A 16,367-nucleotide genomic window follows, 5' to 3' on the forward strand; every position below is an offset into this window, starting at 1 on the left:
TTTTGACGTCCGGTCGATATTCGCTCCGAATAACTGCGCACTGTTGTTATTTGGACGATTCTCGTGATTTGTTGATGAAATAAATGCAGTTGGTTGTTATTTGGTCGAACCCAATGGATGTACGAAAGCGTATTGTAAATTTCTCTCAAAAGTGATATCATGTGAATATCAAAATAAATTCATTCAACTCCGAGGTGTTGTCGATGATCGAAAGAAAAGCATGGCATGTGAACGGATTTATTGCGGTGTTGGCCGCTCTTGCGCTTCTCGCGGGCGCGGTTGCTTGCTTCGTTAACGGAGCGCAAGACGAGCCGAATATCCCTCTTCTCGTCTTAGGCGCAATATTGACCGTGCCCGCTATTATCGGGCTATCCGCGCTCGTCGTCGTGCAGCCGAACCAAGGGAAGGTCATTACCTTCTTCGGCAAATATTCGGGCACCGTGCTCGAAAGCGGATTCTGGATGATCACGCCCTTCTCGACCCATCGGAACGTGTCGCTGAAAGTCCGCAACTTCAACAGCCAGCAGTTGAAAGTTAACGATGCCGACGGCAATCCGGTCGAGATCGCCGCCGTCGTCGTCTTCAAAGTCGTCGATACGGCCAAAGCGACGTTCGACGTAGACCAATACGAGAAGTTCGTGGAAATTCAAAGCGAGACGGCCATCCGGCATATCGCCGCGCAATATCCGTACGACACGTTCGCGGACAACGACCGCCATTCGCTTCGCGGCAACGCGGACGAAGTCGCGAACGAGCTGATGGCGGATTTGCAGAACAGGCTGTCAATCGCAGGCGTCCGCATTCTCGAAACCCGTCTCACCCACCTCGCTTACGCCCAGGAAATCGCCAGCGCCATGCTGCAGAGACAGCAGGCATCCGCGATCGTCGCCGCGCGTCACCTCATCGTCGAAGGCGCGGTCGGCATGGTGGAGATGGCGCTCAAGCAATTAGAGGACAAGGGCATTGCCCTTGACAGCGAACGCCGCGCGGCCATGACGAACAACCTTATGGTCGCGATCGTATCCGATAAAGGCGCAACCCCGATCATTAACGCGGGCACGCTGTACACGTAAGGGTGATGACGTATCGCGAGCGATAAAAAGTCATTTCCCCTGCGCCTTGACCCCGAAATCTACCGAGCGCTCGAGCAATGGGCGTCCGACGAGTTCCGCAGCGTTAACGGGCACCTGGAGTTCCTTATACGCGAAGCGCTAAGGCAAGCGAACAGGCTGCCGAAGAAGCCGTCCCCTCCCCCCGAGGAATGAACAAAGAAGCCAGTTGGGCGATTGCCCGGCTGGCTTCTTTAATGAACTTCCTAGAACAGATGAGAAGGATAGGGGTCTCACGTTTTATTTTTAACCAACAACGCAATACCCAACTGCGTCGCGGCCAGCGCGACGAGAATGATCGGCAGCGCCGACGAAGTCACGTTCGAGGCGAATAGCACCTGCATCAGAATCGAGATGACCCGACCCGCGCTTAAGAACGTCTCCCGCAGCACGACCGATTCGATCCGGAACAACCCTTTCAGCGGCAATCCGTCCATCAGCCGGTAATAATAAGAAGTCAACGTATTGACGATGAGCGGCGCGAACAAAGAGTACGCGACCATGAACACGATGACGCTCCATAACCGGATATTAAGGAGCAGGACTAGCGTACTCGCGAATATAACGAGCGAGGAGACGAACAAGTCCCTGCGAACGTGAGGCTGCTCTCTTCTTCTTGCGATATAGATACCGGTCAATATCGTAAGCAATGCGAAAAACACGGTCAAATACCCGACCTGGTCTTCGCGGCCGACGGTCTGAAACATGAGAATGTTCGGCAGGAACAACATCAGCCCTTGGAATAAGCCGAGCACGAAAAAGCTGATGAGCGACAGCAGCCAAAGACGGTTCCGCTTCATCATTCGGCCAGAGAAGTGCAGGAAGAACGAGCGATGGTGCGAAGGGATGCGAGGAATTCTAAAGCTGAACACCGAAGCTACCGCGAACAAGGCCGAAGCCGCCGCGAACGTAATGATATACCCGCGGAGCCCTTCGAACAGGCTGATCAGGAAGCCTGCCAGCGCGGGTCCGGCCAATCCGGCGGAGTTGAACACGACCATGTTGATGCCCAAGTAGCGCGAACGGTTGCGCGGGTCGGTCACGTCGTACTGAAGAACCAGATACCCGACCCAATACAAGCCTAGCGCCATTCCGTTGAATAGACCGAACAGGACGTAATAGTCCACGACGTTGTCTTGAGCGATAATGACGGCTAAGTAGAATAGCGCGATCATCATGATTCCGAGCCGGTACGTGACCATCCGGTCCCGCTTCTTGGCGATCCATCCCCCAGTCGCGAACGCAAGCGGAATAATACCGTAGACGACAATATTAAAGATCCCGTTAATAACGAGATCTTCGGTTAGACGCCATAAATATAAATTCAAGAACAGTCCGGACATCGAAGCTCCGAACTGAAAACAACCATGAATAAACAGCGCGATATACGCCTGTGTTGACAATCGTTCTTCCGGCGTACCGCTTCCAGCCGGCCATCGGCGCCATTGCTGCCATCTGCTCATGGAGATCCCCCGCTACCGACGCGTCTGTTTCGTTGCTCTCTTGCGGCTCGCGACTACGGGCAACGTAATCGTGAACGTCGTTCCTTCTCCTTCGATGCTGTCCGCACGGATTTTCCCGTTATGCGCCTCGACCAAATTTTTCACGATCGCAAGCCCTAACCCGGTTCCGCCTACGGCGGATTCGCGTTTGCGCGCTTTATCCGCCTTGTAGAATCGGTCGAATATATAGGGCAAATCTTTGCGCGGAATTCCTTGACCTTCGTCGGCGATTTTGATCTCGATTACATCGCCCTTGCTGCCTGCGATCCGGGCCGCCGTCAGCGTGATGCCCTTCTCCGCTGGCGTATGGCGCAGCGCGTTGTCGAGCAAGTTCGTCAGCACCTGCTCCAGCCGGTCGCCGTCGGCCGATTCAAGCGTAAGCGACGGGTCTTCCCCGGAACGGCTAAACGCGATGTGCCTTTCCTTCGCCAGAGCGGAGAACTTGCGGTACACTCTGGCGATCAACCCGTTCAAGTCAAGCTGCTGGAAGTTCATCTCGAGATGTCCGGCTTCCATTCTCGCGAGGTCGAGCAAATCTTTGACCAGCCGTCCCATGCGAAGGGATTCGTCATGAATGACCTGCACGAGCTCGCGCCGTTCCTCGGGCGAGGCGGCGATATCGTCGAGAAGCGCTTCGCTATAACCCTGCACCATCGACAGAGGCGTCCGGATTTCGTGCGAGACGTTCGCCACGAAGTCTTTGCGCATCTTATCGACGCGGAATTCTTCGGTTACGCTTCTTAGCACCGCTACCGCTCCGCGAACTTCGTCTTCGGACGCCAGCGGCGTCATGACGACCGACCAGACGTCGTCGTTCACGTGAACTTTGACGGTCAGCTCCTTGCCGCCCGATATCACTTGACGGAAAGTGTCTCTCAGCGGACCCGGCACGCAGGCGAAAGCGTCGCTCTCCCCGTCGTCGGTCCATTCTTCCGCCGAGCTCCAATCGTCCAGCAAATGCCGGCCCTGCGGATTCGTCAGGATCGCGCAGCCTCCCGCGTCGAACGTGATGACCGCGTCGGTCATGCTTTTCAAGACGCTGCTGAGGTGGTCGCGCTCGTGCTGGATGTCGCGGATGAGCGTCTGCAGCTCCGATGCCATCAGGTTAAACGAATTCGCGAGCTCGCCGATTTCATCGGACGAACGGATCGCGACACGCGTCGTATAGTCGCCCTGCGTGACCTTGTTGGACGCGTCTTTCATCTCCCGCAAAGGCTGGGTAATCTTCGTGAGCAGGAAGAAGGCGAAAAAAGTCGTTAACAGAAAACCCATCAATCCCGCGTAAGTGAACAATCGCTTGATCTTCCCCGGGTCGGTGAACGTGAGATCGATATATTCGAGCAGGAACAGGCCGAGCGTAAGAATAATGACGGCCACTAAGCCGATAATCGTCAGCCATAGCTTGCCGACGACCGTTCTCCAGATCGCCATACGTTACTTCGCCGCCTCCAGCTTGTAGCCGACGCCCCATACCGTCGTAATCATCGAAGCCGCTTCGGCCGACACGCGGTTCAGCTTCTCGCGAAGCCTCTTCACGTGCGTGTCCACGGTGCGGAGATCGCCGAAGAAGTCGTAGTTCCAGACGTCCTTCAACAGCTCTTCCCGCGAGAACACTTTGTCCGGAGAACTAGCCAAGTAATGAAGCAGCTCGTATTCCTTAGGCGTCAAGTTCACCTCTTGGCCGCTTGCCGTGACGCGGTGCGCGTCGTGTTCGATCACGAGATGCGGGAATACGATGTTGTTGCTCGTATTCGTATCTTTGGACAGGAACGCGGTCGCGGACGAACGGCGCAGGATCGCTTTAATCCGGAAAATAACTTCGCGCGGACTGAACGGCTTTACGACGTAGTCGTCCGCACCGACCTCGAAGCCTTGCACGCGGTTGATCTCCTCGCCCTTGGCGGTCAGCATCAGAACCGGAGTCGCCTTCTGTTGACGAAGTCTCGCGCACACTTCCATGCCGTCGATGCCGGGCAGCATCAGATCGAGCACGATGAGATCGAAATCTTCGCCAAGCGCCATCCGCAGCGCGGACTCTCCGTCTTCCGCTTCTTCGATCTCGTATCCTTCTTTCTCCAAATACATTCTTAGAAGCCTGCGAATGCGTTCCTCATCGTCTACGACCAAGATCCGGTTGCCGGTACTCATGCGCGAACACTCCTTAAGTGATTAGGATACGCCAGCGTAAGAGTGCAAGCCGGCAATGACCAGGTTAACGCCGATCAAAGTAAACATGACGACCAGGAAGCCGATAACGGCGAGCCACGCGGAGCGCGTCCCCTGCCAGCCCCTCGATAGGCGAAGATGCAAGTAGGCGCTATAGAACAGCCAAGTAACGAGCGCCCATACTTCCTTCGGATCCCAGCCCCAGAAGCGAGACCAGGCGATTTCGGCCCAGATCATCGCGAAGATGAGCGCCCCGAGCGTGAACACCGGGAAGCCGATCGCGATCGCGCGATAGCTGATCTCTTCCAGATCGTCGGCGTCGATATCCATCAGGTGGGGCTTAATCACCGCGATAAGAGGTTTTCTAGCCAGTAAACGCAGCAAACCGTATAGAATCAGGCCGGTAATAACGGACCAAATAACCGTGTTAAGCTTGCGTCCCGCGTTAACGCCGTTCATCCAGGACGGCGCTTCGAACAGCGGCTTCTCCATGCCGAGGAACGCCTGGAAGTCGACAGTCTCGCTGTTGTATGGCGCAACGATCGGCGGCAAGCTGTAAGTGACCTCGTTGACTTGGGAGTTAACGGTGCCGTCGTCCGCGATTTCTACCGTCTCCTGGCTGAAGCTCGCTTCGTAGCCCGCGCCGCGGAAGCCGAACACGGATACGAGGAAGCCAACGATCAGGATAATGGCGACAAGCGAGAACTCGGTCCACCTTCTGGATCGGACGCCGACTTTGTCCTTGCGTTCCAGATCGACGACGCGGATCAATTGCATGAGCGCCGCGGCGAAGCCGACCGCGAAGAACGCTTCGCCCAGCGCAGCCGTCGTGACGTGAATCCGAAGCCAGATCGAATTCAGCGCCGGATTAAGCGGCTGGACTTCGGACGGAAATACGGAAGCGTAAGCGACGATAATAATGACGAGCGGCAACGCGAACGCGCCGAGCAAGGAGTTGCGATAAATCAAATAAACGACGATGAAGGCGAACATGATGGCCATGGCCAAGAACGTCATGAACTCGTACATGTTGCTTGTCGGAATATGCCCCTGGCCTTTCCAACGAGCGAAGAAGAACACCAGGTGCAGCACCCATGCGACAATAGCGGCGATGAACCCGATTCTGCCCCATCTTGCCGTATGCCCTTGCGGATCGCGGTTGCTCCAGCGCTTGCCGGCTACCGCGATCGCGTAACAGATGAACGCGGCGCAATAGAGAAAAAACGCCGCGGTAAACACATTGCTGCTGAGATCTATCCAATTCAACGTAAATTCCTCCTGTTATCGAGCGACTTCGGCGGCACTTCGATGCCGGTCCGTGCAAGCGCCCAAGCAACGTCTGCTCTTAAACCATAGCTGTTCTTGTTCGTGTGCGCGCCTAGCGACAACGTGCCGCCGTCGATGCGCAGCCACACCCTGCGATGCTGCCAGTAGAAGCCCATAATCAGGCCGATCATGGAAATCGCGGCCCCGACCCAAATATACGGCATCGCTTTATCTTTGCGGATGTTCAAGAACGTCGTATATTCCGAGAACGTTACATTTACCATTTTACCACCGGACATCGCGTTTTCAACTTTAAATGCGAACTTGCCCGAGCTTTGTCCGTTTTTGACGTAATAATCGTTAAGGATCGCCTGATAAGCCTTGCTCTCCTCGTTAGGCATCGGGAAGTAGAGATACGTCTCGCCGTCTTTCAACAGATCCGGCCCCGTAATCGTAAAGGCGAACGCCGGATTGTTCGGATCGCGCGTCTTCGTCATCGGGCGGCTCTCGGAATCGAGTCCGAAGTCCGGAAAATAATCGTTCAAACGCAGCGTATAAGGGCCGACCTCGTAGACGCGTTCGGGGTTGTCCGCTCTCAACGCGAACGTGCCGTACGCCTTGCCGGTAACGGTATCCGTTAGCGTCACGTTAACGGAGATGAACCGAACCCGCGCTTGGTAGCTGTTCTGATAAATTTTCAAGTCTCCGTGCGAGAGCGGGCTGTTCACCTGTATCGGATGCTGCTCTACTTGCTTCAGCACGGGATCGCGGGTCGGGTCGTTGCACGCCTCGATGCATTCGTACATCGTCGCTTTCGTCTCGAACAGCTTCGGAACGGCTTTGCCTTTCTGATTGGAGGCCAGCTCGCTCTCGTCGTAAAGCTCCAGCGTGAAATCGTCGTTCTTCAGATAGTAGTTCGTGTCCGGAATTTGACGCGTCTCCCCTTCGTAGAGCGCCAAGTATTGATCCATATGCCACGCAGGCACGCTGCGGCCGAGCACGGCGAGCAGGAACAGAATCAGTCCGATATGGTTGATATACGGCCCCCAGCGGCTGAACCGGTTTTTCTCCGCGAGCAGCGCCGTGCCGTCTTGATGCACGCGATACCCGCGGCGCTTCAATTGCTTCTTGAACGATTCGACCCATGCGGTCTCGTCCCCGGCGACTTCGCCGCTGTATGTAACCTGCTGTCTCGTAATAAACTGCAAATGCTTGCGAATTTGCTGCTTGTTCAGCGCACGGTACAACGGAAGCACCCTGTCCAAGCTGCAAATAACGAGAGAGGCGCCGATCATGACGAGCAGTCCGCGGAACCACCACGATTCGTACGTATGCGACAGCCCGAGCGCATGATAGATGACGCCGGCCGTTCCGTACGTCTCCTTGTAATAAGCGGCGAATTCTTCGTCGGTCGTCATATTGATGAACGTGCTTTCCTGTTGGAAAATCGTGCCCAGCGCCGCGCCGAGCAGCGTCAGGATGATGAGGTAGATCGCGATCTTGACCGACGAGAAGAAATTCCATACTCGGTCGATCAGATGCGGATTTTGCTTCTGCGAGCGTCTCGCCACGCCGTCGTATCTCATCTCGAGCGGAGCGTCCTCGGCTCCGGCGGCTTCCTCGAACAGAGGCTTGCCGCATGATTCGCACAATACGGTGCCGACGGGGTTCTGATGTCCGCATTCGCACTTCGTGTTCTGTATTAACATCAGGTCCTCCAGCGCTTCGTTGATAACTGATCCGTTCGTTCGCTCTTACTTCCGTCCGTTCATCAGGCGTTCAATGCGCGGCTCTAGATCGTCCTCGTCAAGAGGTCCGCCTACGAGGACGTCTTGAATCGTTCCGTCCGCCGAGATGAAATACGTCGTCGGATATTGCTTGAGCCCGAACGCCCTTTCCGTCTTTTTGTCGCGGTCGAGCAGAATCGGGAACTTCGCGCCGACTTCGGCGGCGAACCGTTCCACCGTAATTTGGTCCTCGCTCAAGTTAATCCCGACGAGCTCCAAGCCTTGATCGTGCCACTTCTCGTATTGCTTCTGCAACGCCGGCATCTCCGCACGGCAAGGCGGACAGAACGTCCCCCAGAAATTCAATATGACGGGCTTGCCCTCGTACTCGCTCCAATCGTGGGCGACGTTATCGAGATCGGCCAGCTTAAAGGCCGGCGGCTTGTCCCCTTTCGCGAGCGCGTCGCTCGACGTGAAGAGCGAATTGCCGATCGCGTAACCTCCGACAAGCAATACGAACGCCAAAATTAAATATTGTACAAGCTTGCGATGTTTACCCATTGACGCGATTTCACCACCTGTAATCCCATATTCTCATTATAACGAAAATACCGGCGTCAAGGGCAGGTGCCCTCTCCTCCGGTTTTGAACATTGTGTGACGCCGTATTCGCTATTGTTCTTGCCCGCGTTCACTCTGCTCCGCCGCGTCCTGCAGCGTGCGAAGCTCCTCCGCGGTCAATCTGCGGTGCTTGCCCCGCTGAAGATTGTTCAAATACAGTCCCCCGAACGAAATCCGTTTCAAGCGGGAGACCGGGTGATGGATCGCGTCGAACATTCTTCTCACTTGCCGGTTGCGGCCTTCGCGGATCGTAATCGAGATCGTCGCGAATTTGCCCTCCGGATCGATGTCGTGGTATTCGACGTCAGCCGGAGCGGTCATGCCGTCCTCGAGCTTAATGCCGCGCTGAAGCTTCTCCAAATCTTTGCCGTGCGGAACCCGTTCCACGGTCGCATGGTAAGTTTTCGGCACGTGGTGGCGCGGATGCGTCAGCTTATGCGCCAAATCACCGTCGTTCGTAAGCAGCAACAGCCCCTCGGTATCGTAATCGAGCCGGCCGACCGGATAGAGCCGTTCTTTAATATCCTTCAAATAATCGGTCACGACGCTGCGTCCCTTGTCGTCGGACACGCTCGTAATAACGCCTTTCGGCTTGTTGAACATAATATAAATCTTGCTTTCCCGCTTAATCGGCTTGCCCGATACGGCAATGACGTCCACGGCCGGATCGGCTTTGACTCCGAGTTCCTTCACGACTTTATCGTTCACGGTCACTTTGCCCGCAAGGATCAGTTCCTCGCATTTGCGCCGCGAAGCGACGCCGGCCGCCGCGAGTATTTTCTGCAATCTTTCCACGGTCGTTCACCTCATCCCCCATCATACCAATCCGAACAGCAACCAGCAAGCCGCGACTGCGGCAAAAAAGCCGATGAAGTCCGAGATGAGGCCGACTTTGAGCGCGTACCTGGAGTTGCGGATGCCGACAGCGCCAAAATAAACGGTGATGACATACAAAGTCGTATCGGTGCTGCCTTGAATGGTGGACGCGATGCGTGCGACGAACGAATCCGGTCCGTGCTCTTTGATCAGATCGGTGACGTAGGCGAGCGATCCGGCGCCGGTCAGCGGCCGCAGAAGCGCGAGCGGCAGCACGTCGGCGGGAACGCCGAACCGTTCGAACAGCGGCCGGAATAACCCGATGATGGCGTCCATCGCTCCGGACGCGCGGAACATGCTGATCGCGGTCAGCATGCCGACCAAGGAAGGAATAATGCCGATCGCCGTGGAAAAGCCGTCCTTCGCTCCGTCTATGAACGATTCGTACGTCGGGATTTTGCGAAAGGCGGCGTATAAAGGGATGAACGCGATGATGACGGGAATCGCCCAGGTGGACACGAGTTGAATGAGGTCAAGCATTCGGATCAGCCTCCTCCCGGCGGGGTTAACGGCCGAGGCGGAGGCGAGGAAGGCGGAGAAGCCGATGAAGGCCGCGTAGGCTGTATGTACTTAGGAGGCCTGCCCGCCTTGCGGCGGTACCAGCGATCGACGACGATCGCCGCGCCGGTCGAAATGATCGTCGCCAGGAGCGTCGGCGCGACGATGTCGGCGGGATGCAGCGAGCCGAAGTTCATGCGGATCGCGATGATCGTCGTCGGGACAAGCGTAATGCTGGCCGTGTTCAAGGCAAGCAGCGTGCACATCGCCGGCGTCGCGACCGTCTTGTCCGGATTAAGCGTCTGCAGCTCCTGCATCGCCTTGATCCCCATCGGGGTTGCGGCGTTGCCCAGCCCGAGCAAATTCGCGCTCATATTGGACAGAATGTAGCCCATGGCCGGATGATCGGGCGGCACGTCCGGGAACAGCCTCCGGACGATCGGCGCCAGCAGCCTGGCCAACTTGCTGACGAGGCCCGCGTCCTCGGCGATTCGCATGAGCCCCATCCAGAATACGAGAATGCTGACAAGCCCGAGACAGACCGTCACGCCCGTTTGCGCGCCGCCGAAGGCAGCCTCGGCCACCTGCTCCATCTTGCCGTTGATCGCCCCGAACAGGACGCTGATCACGATCATGCCCATCCAGATCCAATTCACCATCCTATCCCGCTCCCTTCTTCCCCGCTTGATCTTCCGCTCGGTCCGGCGACCGATCGCTCGCCACGACCGACACGCTTCCGATCCGTTCGCCGTTCAAATAGTAATTCATCCAGCCTCGGTATCCGAGCGAGTATACGGCTCTGCGAAGATCCGTGTTCTCGTAGACGGCAGTTAGCTTTTCGCGCTCTCCGGCGGCAAGCGGATATCGATAATCGCTCGAAAGCTTGCCCGCTTCGGCCGCGACTAACACCGGATCGCCGGCGGAAGCGACTTTCGTCAGCGGGTAATGCGCGAAGCCGTAGTCCAGCAGCTTGCGATGGTCCGCCCAATCGTCCCCGTCGTTGAGCGTTACGACGACGAGTTGCTGGCCGTTCCGCGTGGCCGAGCTAACGAGACATCGCAGCGCTTTTTTGGTATAGCCGGTTTTCACGCCGTCCGCCCCGTCGTACATGTGGAGCATTTTATTTTTGTTTACCCATTTGTAATCCCACGGGTCGTGCGGATTCGGCGCCGTCCTTACCCTCGTGGCCACGATCGTGCGAAAATCCGGATTGTGCAGCGCGTAAGCCGTCAGCTTGGCCAGGTCGTTCGCCGAGGCGTAATGTCCGGGCTCGTCCAGACCGTGCGGATTCATGTACTGGCTGTTCGAAAGTCCGATTTCGGCCGCTTTCTTGTTCATCAGGAAAGCGAAGCCTCCGACCGAACCTCCGACGTGTTCGGCGATCGCGGTCGCCGCGTCGTTGCCGGAACGCAGCATTAAGCCGTAGATCAAGTTGCGCAGTTGGATTTTCTCCCCGGCTTTCAAGTAAATGGACGACCCTTCCTTGCCTTCCGCGCGCTTGCTTACCGTCACTTGGTCGTCTAACCGGCCATGCTCGATGGCTACGATCGCGGTCATGATCTTGGTCAGGCTGGCGATCAGCATCGGCTCGTCGCCTTGCTTGCTATAGATGATGCGGCCGGAAGCGACGTCGATCAACGATACGCCCTTGGCGCGATTAGCCGGCGGCACCGGCGTGCTTGCTTGGGCGGCCCCGGCTCTGGCAGGTATGCATCCGCTGAAAATAAGGGATCCGAGGAGAACGGCTGCGATTGTCATTCGACGTGTGAGTTGCGCTTTGGAAGTGACGTGCATGGATATCCTCCTTGATACAATCCAATCTTCGTCGGGCTCGAACTAACTCACCCTTGAAAGGTCTCCTAACAATTTATGTAGGCGTGTCCCAAAGTATGTAGCCGAGTTGGGGATGGTAAACGTTACAGGACCCTCGGATGCGCCTCTTCCTCGCCGAGCGTTCTGTACGAATAATCGCAATAAAAAACCCGGCCGAGAGGCCGGGAACCGCGTCACATCAATTTGTCGGAATGGCTGGATTGCGTCGTCAGCGTGTTGCTCGTTTCGGCCGAATCCTGCTGGGAACCGACATTGCTTTGAAAGGCGTTTTTGATCTTGTCCACCCAGGTCGGCGCGGATTCGATCAGGCGTTCGAGAATGTGCGTCTGGCTGTCGAGCGGCACGACTTTGACGCCTTGCGTGCCTACGACGAGAAATGCGATCGGCGTAATCGAAACGCCGCCGCCGCTGCCGCCGCCGAAAGGAAGCTGAACGGAAGCGTTATGGCCCTCGTTATTGTTGCTTTTAGAGTTGCCTTTATTCGCTTCGTCCGCCCCTTGAAACTCGCTGCCTCCGGCCGCGAATCCGAAGCCGACTTTGGAGATCGGCAAGATCACGCTGCCGTCGGGGGTTTGAACAGGCTCGCCGACGATCGTGTTGACGTCCACCATATCCTTGATATTTTCCATGGCGGTTTGCATAAGGCCGTTAATCGGATGTTGCTGAGTCATATTCGCTCCTCCTTTCTGATGCGATCCCGACGATATTCGTTCTCCTCGGTCGTCATCGTGTACCTAATTTGCCCGTAGAAGCCGGTCGTTTATGCGTTCGCCCGTCACACTTGCTCGGGCGGAGCCAACGTCGCGCGCCATGCCCGAAGCGCCTTCGTCAGGTTCACCGTACGCGTGCCGAGCTTCGCCATCGACCATAGAACGACGAACGCGCGAATTTGGAAATCCGCCTCCCACACGGCCGCGAATTCGGGTTCGGAATAGTTGGGCTCGATCCGGTTCTGCGGCATCGCGGACAGCTTCAGGAACTGTCCGGCCGCGCCCGACGCGCATCCCGCGACTGCCCACAGCAGCCCCGTAAGCACCGCCGTCTGCGCCGCGTCACCGGTACCGACGCGGAAATCGAGCCGCCACCTGGTGCATTCCACCTTTTTCATCGTCGATCGCAGCCATCCCGCGAACTTGCGCGTAGAAAATTGGATCGCACGGTAGGAGCGCCAATAACGCTTGAAGGTTCTAATGCCGAACATTCGCTTCTTTTCCTCTTCATGAGACGTTCCGACTCCGCCGGTTTTCTTCTCGCCGTAGATGACGTTCAATCCCCTGATCATGATGGAAGGCAAGACGAGCTGATAATGAACGAGACCGAACAGCGCCTGCACGATGACGACCAATTGGTCAAACTTGCCGCTGCGGGAATAGCGTACTCGGATGCGAATCCGCGACGCCATCGCCAAGATCAATAGGAATGCAACTGCAAAGGCCGCGCACCAAAGCCAAAAGGCCATCCCACCCCCGCCTTTCCTAGGGGTAGTATGACCTTTTGGCAACGCTTCATACAATTGACTTTATTACTCGCTCGGTTCCAATTCCCGTTCCAGGTCTTCCAGAGAAAGCTGTCGGCCTTCGACGCGCTCGAACAGCATCTTCGTGCGTGCTTCCAGCTCGTCGTCGCCGTCCAGATCGGAAGGCTCCGGCAACGCCTTAATGCCCGGCAGCCCGAAATAATCGAGGAAAGCTTTCGTCGTTCCATACAGGATCGGGCGTCCGATCGCGTCGGCTCTCCCCTTCTCCTCGATCAAGTCTTTGGCTACAAGCGTATGTATCGCCCGATCGGCTTTGACGCCGCGGATTTCCTCGATCTCGATTCGCGTAATCGGCTGACGGTAGGCGATAATCGACAGCGTCTCCAGCGCGGCGTTGGACAAAGCGGAACGAGCCGGGGAGAAAGCCAGCTTCTCGAAGTAAACCGCGTGCTCGGGAACGGTCGTCAGCCTGAAGCCTCCGGCGACTTCCGCGACGCGCAGTCCCCTGCCCTTCTTCGTATAATCCTTCTGCAAATCCCGAAGCACGTTAAGCACGACGTCCGCATCCACTTCGACGACCTCGGCGATCGTCTTGGCGCTGATACCTTCTTCTCCCGAAACGAAAAGTATGCCCTCAAGTACCGATTTCAATGTCGAATAATCCATGGTCATCCTCGCTCCCCGTCCAAGTCAAGACGATATCATCGAACAGCGCGTTCTGGTGGGAAGTCACCCATCTTCGCTTCATCAGCTCCAGGATCGCCAAGAACGTCACGACGATCGCATCGCGGTCGTAAGCTTCCCCTACCAGCTTGGAAAATAGGATTCTGCCGCCGCCTTCGCTGGCGCTCCTCTTCAGCGTCTCGACGATATCTTGAATCCGGTCTTTGACCGACACTTCGTCTTTGCGGATCGCGGTAACCCGATGCCTGCCTTCCATGCGGCGAATCGCCTTGCGGAAAGCACGCACCAGATCGTCTACGTGAAGACCTTCGACCGGATTGGCGGGGACGACGTTCAAGAACGGAGTCAAATCCGCGGGCTCCCGCGTATACACTTGGCTCCGATCCCACTCCTTCTCGCGGAGCTGGACCGCAACCGATTTGTATTTGCGATATTCGATCAGCTTGCGGATCAGTTCCTCTCGAGGATCAAGGCCCTCGTCTTCCTCGTCGATGTACCAAGGCTCTTCCGTAACCGGTGGTTTAGGAAGAAGCTGACGGCTCTTCATCGACAGCAGCGTGGCCGCCATAACGAGAAACTCGCTCGTGATGTCGAGCTCGAGCTCCTGCATCGCGCCGAGATACGCCATATACTGATCCGTTATTTCGTTGATCTTAATGTCCTCGATGGCGATTTCCGCTTTGTCGATAAGATGAAGCAATAAGTCCAGCGGTCCCTCGAACGTCTCCAGCTTATATAACACGGCCACGCCGATCGTTCACCCTTCCCTCGGCGGCCTAACGCGCGCCGTGTCTTTCTCAGCTATCCGCTTCCACCCGCGTGATTATTAACCTTGGATCGCGCGAGTCAAATTCGCCATCTCGATCGCCGTCGACGCCGCTTCCCAGCCTTTGTTGCCGGCTTTCGTGCCCGCGCGCTCCACGGCCTGCTCGATGCTGTCCGTCGTGAGCACGCCGAATATCGTAGGCACGCCCGTTTTCAGCGAAATCGCCGAGACGCCTTTGGCCACCTCGTTGCACACGTAATCGAAATGCGGAGTCGAGCCGCGAATAACCGCTCCGAGCGTAATGACCGCGTCATATTTGCCGCTTTCGGCAAGCTTCTGGGCGATCAGAGGAATTTCGAACGCTCCCGGTACCCAAGCGACCTCGATTTCGTTCTCTTCCGCGCCGTGGCGCTTAAGCGCGTCAAGAGCGCCTCCGAGCAGCTTGGACGTAATGAATTCGTTGAACCGTCCGACGACGATTCCGTATTTCAACCCTTTGGATATTAAATGACCTTCGTATACGACTGACATGTTCTACATCCTTTCGTCGGTTCGATGACCGCGCATGATTTGTATGTTGTATCGGCTTTCGGGGGAGTATCGATTAACGATTCGCTTCCGCGTCGTCCTTAAACTTCAGCATGTGACCGAGTTTCGCTTTCTTCGTGTGCAAATAGCCCGTGTTATCTTCGTTCTCCTGCATTTGCAACGGGACCCGCTCGACGACGTTCAGCCCGTAGCCTTCAAGGCCTTTGATTTTGCGCGGGTTGTTCGTGAGCAGCCGGATTTGGCGAACGCCGATGTCTTTCAAGATTTGCGCGCCGATGCCGTAATCCCGCAAATCGGGAGCAAAGCCTAGTTTAAGATTCGCGTCTACCGTATCCAATCCCTGCTCCTGCAGTTGATAGGCTTTCAGCTTATTGATCAACCCGATGCCCCGGCCTTCCTGCCGCATATATAGCAGGACGCCGTTACCCGCCTCTTCGATCTGGCGTAACGCAGCCTCCAACTGAGGGCCGCAATCGCAACGATGGGAATGGAATACGTCCCCCGTCAAGCATTCGGAGTGAACGCGGACGAGTATCGGCTGAGAGCCGTCGATCGTCCCTTTGACGAAAGCCACGTGCTCTTTCGCGTCGACTTCGTTCGAATAGGCGATCGCCCGGAACGTCCCGAAATCGGTCGGCATGCGGACTTCGACTTCGCGCCGTACGAGCTTTTCCTTCTCGTTGCGGTAACGGATCAAATCTTTGATCGTAATCAGCTTGAGCCGATGCTGCTCGGCGAACCGGATGAGGTCCGGCAGTCTGGCCATCGAGCCGTCTTCCTTGATTACTTCGCAGATGACCGCCGAAGGCTCGGAGCCGCACATTCTCGCCAAGTCGACCGCTGCCTCGGTATGGCCCGCTCTTCTCAGCACGCCGCCCTTCTTCGCGATCAGCGGAAAAATATGTCCCGGACGGCGGAAATCGTGCGCCTTCGCGTTCGGATCGATCAACGCTTTGACCGTTGCCGCGCGCTCATGCGCCGAGATGCCCGTCGTCGTCGAAATATGGTCTACGGATACCGTGAACGCGGTACCGTGATAATCCGTATTGTGACTGACCATCGGCGGCAGGTCAAGGGATTCCGCCCTCTCCGGCGTAATCGGCACGCAGACGAGCCCGCGCCCTTCCGTGATCATGAAATTAATGATCTCCGGGGTCGCTTTCTCGGTCAGCGCGACCAAATCCCCTTCGTTCTCCCGATCCTCGTCGTCGACCACGATGATCGCTTTGCCCCGCATGAGATCATAAATCGCTTCTTCTATCGGATCGAACGGTCTTTGTTCGTGCTCCCTCAT

The 16,367-nt window shown here is 56.6% G+C and carries 18 protein-coding genes; 2 read left to right on the forward strand and 16 right to left on the reverse strand.

Translation table 11 applies throughout. From position 1 onward, the window contains the following. Window positions 1–203 precede the first annotated feature (203 nt). Complete coding sequence (locus tag COHPA_RS0104435; RefSeq protein ID WP_027084994.1) at window positions 204–1,073, forward strand: SPFH domain-containing protein; 870 nt, start codon at window positions 204–206, stop codon at window positions 1,071–1,073. Window positions 1,074–1,085: 12 nt separating this feature from the next. Continuing rightward, a complete protein-coding gene (locus COHPA_RS24960) occupies window positions 1,086–1,265 on the forward strand; it encodes a type II toxin-antitoxin system antitoxin (RefSeq protein WP_084760940.1) in 180 nt (59 codons plus the stop codon). A gap of 77 nt (window positions 1,266–1,342) precedes the next feature. Here the strand turns inward: COHPA_RS24960 and COHPA_RS0104440 are convergent, their stop codons facing one another. The 16 genes from COHPA_RS0104440 to COHPA_RS0104515 all read right to left on the reverse strand — a co-directional run bounded on the left by COHPA_RS0104440 (window position 1,343) and on the right by COHPA_RS0104515 (window position 16,367). Next, complete coding sequence (locus tag COHPA_RS0104440; RefSeq protein ID WP_027084995.1) at window positions 1,343–2,572, reverse strand: MFS transporter; 1,230 nt, start codon at window positions 2,570–2,572, stop codon at window positions 1,343–1,345. 12 nt (window positions 2,573–2,584) lie between these two features. Then, window positions 2,585–4,042, reverse strand: coding sequence for an ATP-binding protein (locus tag COHPA_RS0104445; RefSeq protein WP_027084996.1), 1,458 nt, complete (start codon window positions 4,040–4,042; stop codon window positions 2,585–2,587). Between the two features lie 3 nt (window positions 4,043–4,045). Beyond that, on the reverse strand, window positions 4,046–4,759 hold the full coding sequence (locus COHPA_RS0104450) for a response regulator transcription factor (protein WP_027084997.1): 714 nt from the start codon (window positions 4,757–4,759) through the stop codon (window positions 4,046–4,048). A 21-nt stretch (window positions 4,760–4,780) separates the two neighbouring features. Further along, window positions 4,781–6,043 (reverse strand): cytochrome c biogenesis protein CcsA, encoded by a 1,263-nt coding sequence (gene ccsA, locus COHPA_RS0104455; protein WP_027084998.1) that lies wholly within the window; start codon window positions 6,041–6,043, stop codon window positions 4,781–4,783. Next, a complete protein-coding gene (resB, locus tag COHPA_RS0104460; protein WP_027084999.1) occupies window positions 6,040–7,752 on the reverse strand; it encodes a cytochrome c biogenesis protein ResB in 1,713 nt (570 codons plus the stop codon). The genes ccsA and resB overlap by 4 nt, the downstream gene beginning before the upstream one ends. A gap of 45 nt (window positions 7,753–7,797) precedes the next feature. Next, window positions 7,798–8,331, reverse strand: coding sequence for a redoxin domain-containing protein (locus tag COHPA_RS0104465; RefSeq protein ID WP_027085000.1), 534 nt, complete (start codon window positions 8,329–8,331; stop codon window positions 7,798–7,800). Between the two features lie 110 nt (window positions 8,332–8,441). Beyond that, complete coding sequence (locus COHPA_RS0104470; protein ID WP_027085001.1) at window positions 8,442–9,185, reverse strand: pseudouridine synthase; 744 nt, start codon at window positions 9,183–9,185, stop codon at window positions 8,442–8,444. Between the two features lie 21 nt (window positions 9,186–9,206). Then, a complete protein-coding gene (locus tag COHPA_RS0104475) occupies window positions 9,207–9,746 on the reverse strand; it encodes a spore maturation protein (protein WP_027085002.1) in 540 nt (179 codons plus the stop codon). 5 nt (window positions 9,747–9,751) lie between these two features. After that, window positions 9,752–10,423, reverse strand: coding sequence for a nucleoside recognition domain-containing protein (locus COHPA_RS0104480; RefSeq protein ID WP_027085003.1), 672 nt, complete (start codon window positions 10,421–10,423; stop codon window positions 9,752–9,754). A gap of 1 nt (window position 10,424) precedes the next feature. Beyond that, window positions 10,425–11,558 carry a D-alanyl-D-alanine carboxypeptidase family protein gene (locus COHPA_RS0104485; RefSeq protein ID WP_027085004.1) on the reverse strand — a complete coding sequence of 378 codons (1,134 nt, stop codon included), beginning with the start codon at window positions 11,556–11,558 and terminating at the stop codon, window positions 10,425–10,427. A 212-nt stretch (window positions 11,559–11,770) separates the two neighbouring features. Continuing rightward, complete coding sequence (gene ytfJ / locus COHPA_RS0104490) at window positions 11,771–12,268, reverse strand: GerW family sporulation protein (protein WP_027085005.1); 498 nt, start codon at window positions 12,266–12,268, stop codon at window positions 11,771–11,773. Between the two features lie 104 nt (window positions 12,269–12,372). Then, window positions 12,373–13,056, reverse strand: coding sequence for a DUF2953 domain-containing protein (locus tag COHPA_RS0104495; protein WP_027085006.1), 684 nt, complete (start codon window positions 13,054–13,056; stop codon window positions 12,373–12,375). 63 nt (window positions 13,057–13,119) lie between these two features. Then, complete coding sequence (gene scpB / locus COHPA_RS0104500) at window positions 13,120–13,740, reverse strand: SMC-Scp complex subunit ScpB (protein ID WP_027085007.1); 621 nt, start codon at window positions 13,738–13,740, stop codon at window positions 13,120–13,122. After that, window positions 13,709–14,506: a segregation and condensation protein A gene (locus COHPA_RS0104505; protein ID WP_027085008.1), complete on the reverse strand. Its 798-nt coding sequence runs from the start codon at window positions 14,504–14,506 to the stop codon at window positions 13,709–13,711. The genes scpB and COHPA_RS0104505 overlap by 32 nt, the downstream gene beginning before the upstream one ends. Window positions 14,507–14,584: 78 nt before the next feature. After that, window positions 14,585–15,055, reverse strand: coding sequence for a 6,7-dimethyl-8-ribityllumazine synthase (ribH, locus tag COHPA_RS0104510; protein ID WP_027085009.1), 471 nt, complete (start codon window positions 15,053–15,055; stop codon window positions 14,585–14,587). Between the two features lie 73 nt (window positions 15,056–15,128). Then, entirely contained in the window at window positions 15,129–16,367 is a 1,239-nt protein-coding gene (locus COHPA_RS0104515) for a bifunctional 3,4-dihydroxy-2-butanone-4-phosphate synthase/GTP cyclohydrolase II (protein WP_027085010.1), read from the reverse strand.

This window comes from Cohnella panacarvi Gsoil 349 (assembly GCF_000515335.1).
In the GTDB taxonomy this organism is placed as follows: Bacteria; Bacillota; Bacilli; order Paenibacillales; family Paenibacillaceae; genus Cohnella; species Cohnella panacarvi.

What these genes read in the sequence shown, in the direction of transcription:
- COHPA_RS0104435 (WP_027084994.1), top strand. Translation starts at nt 204, where the DNA reads ATGATCGAAAGAAAAGCATGGCATGTGAACGGATTTATTGCGGTGTTG.
- COHPA_RS0104440 (WP_027084995.1), bottom strand. Translation starts at nt 2,572, where the DNA reads ATGAGCAGATGGCAGCAATGGCGCCGATGGCCGGCTGGAAGCGGTACG.
- COHPA_RS0104445 (WP_027084996.1), bottom strand. Translation starts at nt 4,042, where the DNA reads ATGGCGATCTGGAGAACGGTCGTCGGCAAGCTATGGCTGACGATTATC.
- COHPA_RS0104450 (WP_027084997.1), bottom strand. Translation starts at nt 4,759, where the DNA reads ATGAGTACCGGCAACCGGATCTTGGTCGTAGACGATGAGGAACGCATT.
- resB (WP_027084999.1), bottom strand. Translation starts at nt 7,752, where the DNA reads ATGTTAATACAGAACACGAAGTGCGAATGCGGACATCAGAACCCCGTC.
- COHPA_RS0104465 (WP_027085000.1), bottom strand. Translation starts at nt 8,331, where the DNA reads ATGGGTAAACATCGCAAGCTTGTACAATATTTAATTTTGGCGTTCGTA.
- COHPA_RS0104475 (WP_027085002.1), bottom strand. Translation starts at nt 9,746, where the DNA reads ATGCTTGACCTCATTCAACTCGTGTCCACCTGGGCGATTCCCGTCATC.
- COHPA_RS0104480 (WP_027085003.1), bottom strand. Translation starts at nt 10,423, where the DNA reads ATGGTGAATTGGATCTGGATGGGCATGATCGTGATCAGCGTCCTGTTC.
- COHPA_RS0104485 (WP_027085004.1), bottom strand. Translation starts at nt 11,558, where the DNA reads ATGCACGTCACTTCCAAAGCGCAACTCACACGTCGAATGACAATCGCA.
- ytfJ (WP_027085005.1), bottom strand. Translation starts at nt 12,268, where the DNA reads ATGACTCAGCAACATCCGATTAACGGCCTTATGCAAACCGCCATGGAA.
- COHPA_RS0104495 (WP_027085006.1), bottom strand. Translation starts at nt 13,056, where the DNA reads ATGGCCTTTTGGCTTTGGTGCGCGGCCTTTGCAGTTGCATTCCTATTG.
- scpB (WP_027085007.1), bottom strand. Translation starts at nt 13,740, where the DNA reads ATGGATTATTCGACATTGAAATCGGTACTTGAGGGCATACTTTTCGTT.
- ribH (WP_027085009.1), bottom strand. Translation starts at nt 15,055, where the DNA reads ATGTCAGTCGTATACGAAGGTCATTTAATATCCAAAGGGTTGAAATAC.
- COHPA_RS0104515 (WP_027085010.1), bottom strand. Translation starts at nt 16,367, where the DNA reads ATGAGGGAGCACGAACAAAGACCGTTCGATCCGATAGAAGAAGCGATT.